The organism is Modestobacter sp. KNN46-3, assembly GCF_011039295.1.
The window spans coordinates 1-5,135 of record NZ_JAAKGN010000238.1; the positions used below are offsets into that span (position 1 = coordinate 1).

Here is a 5,135-nt window from a genome sequence, read left to right on the forward strand (position 1 = left end):
CAGCCCGTCGGTCCAGCCTCCGCCCAGGGTGACCGAGGCGTCGATGTCGAGCTGTTTCCAGGACACCGACGTGTGGTCGGCGACGTTGCCGCTGGAGGTGGTCATGCGGTCCACGGTGCCGTCGTGCATGACGCCCAGACCGCCGTCTGCGAGCCTCGACACGTCTTGCTCGATGACCGCCAGGCCCTGGCCCACCGCAACGCGGTAGCCCTCCATCGTGTGCTCGGGCACCTGGAGGGAGCCGCCGCGGTGGGCGATGACGAAGGGCCGGCTCAGGTCGGCGAAGCGCACTGACGATCCTGAGCCTGCTCCCTCGTGCCCGCGCCCCGCAGTCATCAGCGAACGGCCGATGCGGAAGGGCGTCTCCGGGGCATGGGACGGCTCGAGTCGAGCAACGATGTCATGTCCCGGCCGACCGCCCCTGCTGGAGAACCCGCCGACACCCGAGCGGTTGGCCGGCCGCGCACCAGCCTCGCACGTACGCAGGCCCCGGGCTGACGTGAACGGGGGTCACCGCCCGGGAGCCGTCGCCCGATGGGCCGGTGTCGGGCAGCTCGTAGGCCCCGAGATCCGACGGCCCGATCATCCAGGTGTCCCGGTGGCGTAGGCATGCCCGGCGTGACTGCGGCTGTGGCAGTACGTCACCCGGTCAACGGGAGCGCCCGCTCGACCCTGAGCCGCCCCCAGGGATAGACCTTCAGATCCCGGGGGAGGACGCCTGCCACAGCAAGGGCCAGCGCCCCGCCGAACGCGGCCGTCCCCACCGGGTCGCCGACCGGGGAGGCATCAGTGAGCACGACCGCCGACATCAGGCCGGCCAGGGCCAGGCCCCACCAGCGCCGGAAGTCGACACCCGCCACCGACAGCGCCGCACCGACAAACGCATGCGCGGCGACCAGCGAGGAGTACCAACTCCCCGCCCCAGCACTGAGCAGCTTCTCCAGCAGCCTGGCCGTGAGGAAGTAGAAGCCGCCCCAGAGTGCGAAGGACATCACGACGGGTGTTGGGCCGAAGAGGCGGAAGTACGCGAGGTTCTCGACGAAGCCCCGGTTGAGGGCGGCAAGCGCGTCGCCGGTGGGGCCGGCGGGGCGCGCCCCTGCTCGCAGTGCCTCGGCTCGCGCGGTGGTCAGTGCGTCCGCGGGAACGGGGGTCAGCAGACTTGCACCTGCCACGACCACTCCGGGTGCCAGGACCCCTCCCAGCAGCTGGAGCCCTTGGTCCCGGGTCAGCTGGTGGTGGCGGCTGAGCAGGTGGACGGCCGCCACCACCGTCGGAGCGAGGACAGCCAGGAGGAACTCCTCACTCGCCACGGCCACGGAGACGGCTCCGGCGATCAGCACCGCACTCGCCGGGAGCGGCAGTCGAAGCCAGGCGAAACGGCCAGTTGAGAGCAGAGCCAGGACGAGAACGCCGACGCCGTCGTACCGGCCGACGTCGTGCAGCAGGAGAGTGCAGGTGAGCGGAGAGGCCACGAGCAGTCCGGTCGCCGCGATGCGTGGCAGCTTGCCGGGGCCGCGCAGTGCCACGTCGACGGCCATGGGCACGATCGAGGCCGCTGCCGAACGCGACAGTGCAACCCCCATGCGCTCCATCTGGCGATACGTCGGGCGTCCGGCCGTGAGGCGGCGCAACACCTCGCCGGGCAGGCCCCTGCGCACGAATCCTGAGCGGTAACCCAGCCAGTAGTTGGGGGCCTTGTAGTCGGTCACCGGCCGGGCCATACCGCCTCGGCCGGCCGGTGGCAGCAGTCTGACGACGGGCCGCGCGAGACTGGCTACGACGCTCGCGGCGCGCATGCACCCGCCGACGACCTGCCGACCGGACGTCGCCAGCCAGCGAACGGCGACCGGTCGTTCGCCGGACCACAGCGGCCGCCCCGTCCCGCGGCCGCACTCCCGCGTGTGCTTGTCCGAGACGTGCAGGGAAGTCACGGGCGGTTCCTCTCTGGGTCACGGCAGGCGCCGCGGACGGCACGGGGCGCCTCGGGCCGGATGTGGGCGGCCGCAGGGCAGAGTGTGGACTGGGTCGACTCGAGCCGCTTGACTCCGCGCGGCCCTGTCGGCAGGCAGGAAGACGTGGTCGGGGTCCTTCTCGACCACGTCTTCGAGGATGTCGTCGATGCGCACCCAGGCGAGCGCGAGCTGGGCATGGTGAGGCCGAGGTCGTCGGCGACGGGGCGTAGCTGCTGCACGCCGGTAAGGACGTCATCGGCCATGGATCCCTCGACCCGGGAACCGATTGCGGGAGCCTGCACGGGCCGCTCCTGCCGAGCGGATCCGGCGGCTGCCGTGGCGATCACCGCCGGGTCAGGACGACGTGTTCGAGGCGGTTGAGTGTTTCGGGCATGGTGCGCGCCATCCGCTGCGGGTAGCCCGGCAGCTGGATGGTCAGTGTCGGCAGCATCGCGCGTCCCCATTCGTAGGAGTGCCGGACGAGCGTTCTGTCTCCGTCGGGCAACAGGTCATAGCGCCACCACTGCCCCCCGACGACGGTGCGCCCGCGCCACTCCCCGACAGTCCGCCAGGCCAGCGTCCGGTTCTCCTCGTACGCGGTGACCTCGTTGACGCTCCGATAGCTGAACGGGCCCTGGCGCATGGCCATGGAGAAGCGCGCGCCGAGGTGCAGCTTGTCGGGGCCGTCCGGCAGCCCCTGCACCATGCCGGACCCGTCGAGGTGCACATGCTGATCCAGCGAGACCAACACCGCGAAGACCTCATCGGCCGCCGCCGGAATGCGCCGCTCGGCGGTGACTGTGCGGGCGTCGAGTCGCGTCACCGATCGAGTCTCGCAGAGTCCGAGTGCGGTCACGGGCGTTCGACCTCGGGTCTCCGATCAAGTCCTCAAGGCATCGGCGGACGTGCCGATACCAGGAACGGAAGAACCCCCGCCGGCCAGAAAGCCGCGGGGGTTCAACTCGGTGTCCGAGGGGGGAGTTGGACACCGGGAAGTGGGAGCCGTCCCACCGGCGTCCCCCTGGGTGGGGGAGGAGCGCGGTGTGCGCGGCTTCGTGGACATGGTCGGAACGTAGCGCGCCGGTCGGACAGGACGATCGTCGCCGGTTCCACATGCAGGCTCATCCGAGCCGACGGCCTAGTTCGACGCCTACGACCGGCGCGGCACCGCGCCGGCCTCGGTCACTTCGGCGGCGATGTCGGCCAGCTTCCTGTTCGTCTCCTGCGACGTCCGGCTTAGGACTCCGAAGGCCTGATCGGCGGTGAGCTTGTAGCGCTCCATGAGGATGCCCTTCGCCTGTCCGATCACATCCCGGCTGCTCATGCCGATACGCAGGTGCTCCTCGTGCTCCGCGCCGGCCAGTGCCACGGCGGCGTGAGCGGCGAACATGAGCCCAATCTCCTCGCACTCGTCGTCGAACGCGTTCGGTATGCTCGAGTAGAGGTTCATCGCTCCAAGTTGGTCGCCCTCCACGAAGAGCTGGAAGCACATCATGCTGCCCACACCGAGGTCCCGCGCCGGCTGTGCGAACTCCGGCCAGCGTCGGTCGGTGCCGACGTCGTTGACGCGGACGATCTCGTGCTCCCAGACGGCGTCCAGGCACGGCCCCTGCCCGAGCCGCTCCTGCAGGGCATCGACCGCTTTGGGCAGCTCGCTCGTGGAGGCACGCGATTCCACGCTCCTGCGGCCGATCACATAGGTGATGCCGCACTCCTGGGCATTCGGCACGACGGCGACGGCTGAGGAGGTGATTGCCTGCAGCGTCCCCTCGACGTCGCCGTGCTCCTCCTGCAGCCGCCTGGCGGCGCGGCCCATGACCGCTCCGAGGTTCTCTCGGGCTTCGGCGGTGTCTTCGCCGCGGTTGCCCTGAACGGTCATGAGGGGAACCTACTCACCCGCTCCGCCTACGAACGTTCATCGCCCACCGCGGGCTGTGTCCGAGTCGCGGGGAATGCGCTCGGATGTCACGGTCAACGAGTGGCGGGGGCCCCGGCGACTGCGCCGGGTGTGCCCCCGCCCGCCAACGTCAGTTCTTCTCGGGCACCGGGTCGTCCTCCGAATGACAGCGGACGGCCAGGATGGCGATGTCGTCGTCGGTGCTGCCGCCCACGACCCGACCTAGCATCTGGTCGCAAAGGTCCTCGAGGCGCAGGTTCCGCATCTTGCCCAGGGCACCGGTAAGGCGGGCAATCCCCTCGTCGATGCCGGTGCTCCATGCATCCACGATGCCGTCGGTGTAGAAGACCACTGTGTCGTTCGGGTGCAGAAGGACCTCGTGGTTGGAGCGTGGGCTGCTCGCGTCTGCTCCGAGCAGGCGTTCTGGGGTGCTGCCGAGCACTTCAACCTCGCCGGCCGCGGGGATCAGCACCGGTGGAGATGCCCCGCTGAGGACCAGCGCAGAGTCGCAGCCCTTCCCGGGCGCGCTTGGGTTGCTCAAGGCGGGCGACCAGGGCGGTGGCCATCGTGCCGACATGCAAGCCCGTGAAAACCCCGTCGACGCGACGGAGGTCGCAAGGACAGAAGTCAACCTATCGAAGGGAAGACTCACCCGGCGAAGTCGGCGGGGCGGACTTTGCATAGTTGAAGCACCCGACCGCCATCGCTAGTACTCTTCCCGTGCGACGCGGAGACCGTGCGGCTCCGATGGGTTCACGCGACACGCGGACCCTCCCCGGCCCGGGGCGTCCGCGGCTGGACCGCCGTTCGGTACACCGGAATGAGGCACATGGCTGACACCCTTTGGGGCCGCCGGTCGATGCCGGAGCCAGGTCCGGACGTGTTCACGGTGTGGCAGGGGGAACCGGTCACGCCGGGGGAACTCACGGCGCTGCGCGTCGGCTTGCGCGCCGTTCTCAGTGACGGTGCCCGGCCCGAAGGCGCCAACGACGACGACATTGACCGACTTCTGCTGGCGTACGAGGAGCTCGCGTCCAACGGACTGCGGCACGGACAACAGCCTGTACGAGTGGCTGTCACGACGACCGGTACGGGTTGGTTGCTCGAAGTCAGCGACGCAGCGGCCGACCGGCCGCCTCAGCCGGCGGTGGGCCGGGACGCCAGCAAGGGAGGGCTGGGCCTCTACCTCGTCGCCCGATTGTGCGCGGCTCACGGGTGGACCGTTCGGGGAGACCGCAAGTCCGTCTGGGCGCGGATCGACTTCGCGTCGTCGGGCGCGTTGCAGC

At 70.0% G+C, this 5,135-nt stretch carries 6 protein-coding genes; 1 reads left to right on the forward strand and 5 read right to left on the reverse strand.

Going from position 1 to position 5,135, the window contains the following annotated elements:
- From G5C62_RS25490 to G5C62_RS25510, 5 genes are all read right to left on the reverse strand, one after another.
- Positions 1-291, reverse strand: a 291-nt coding sequence (locus tag G5C62_RS25490; RefSeq protein WP_241176133.1) for a glycerophosphodiester phosphodiesterase, incomplete at its 3' end; no start/stop codon positions are given.
- A 350-nt stretch (positions 292-641) separates the two neighbouring features.
- Complete coding sequence (locus tag G5C62_RS25495) at positions 642-1,709, reverse strand: hypothetical protein (protein ID WP_164703210.1); 1,068 nt, start codon at positions 1,707-1,709, stop codon at positions 642-644.
- Positions 1,710-2,295: 586 nt separating this feature from the next.
- Positions 2,296-2,775 carry an SRPBCC family protein gene (locus tag G5C62_RS25500; RefSeq protein ID WP_036339312.1) on the reverse strand — a complete coding sequence of 160 codons (480 nt, stop codon included), beginning with the start codon at positions 2,773-2,775 and terminating at the stop codon, positions 2,296-2,298.
- 327 nt (positions 2,776-3,102) lie between these two features.
- Entirely contained in the window at positions 3,103-3,831 is a 729-nt protein-coding gene (locus tag G5C62_RS25505; RefSeq protein ID WP_164703211.1) for a GAF and ANTAR domain-containing protein, read from the reverse strand.
- Between the two features lie 148 nt (positions 3,832-3,979).
- A complete protein-coding gene (locus tag G5C62_RS25510; RefSeq protein WP_164703212.1) occupies positions 3,980-4,321 on the reverse strand; it encodes a PP2C family protein-serine/threonine phosphatase in 342 nt (113 codons plus the stop codon).
- A gap of 408 nt (positions 4,322-4,729) precedes the next feature.
- On the opposite strand from G5C62_RS25510, the gene G5C62_RS25515 reads away from it, so the two are divergent.
- A partial coding sequence (locus G5C62_RS25515) for an ATP-binding protein (protein ID WP_241176134.1) occupies positions 4,730-5,135 on the forward strand: 406 nt, incomplete at its 3' end.

What these genes read in the sequence shown, in the direction of transcription:
- G5C62_RS25505 (WP_164703211.1), bottom strand. Translation starts at nt 3,831, where the DNA reads ATGACCGTTCAGGGCAACCGCGGCGAAGACACCGCCGAAGCCCGAGAG.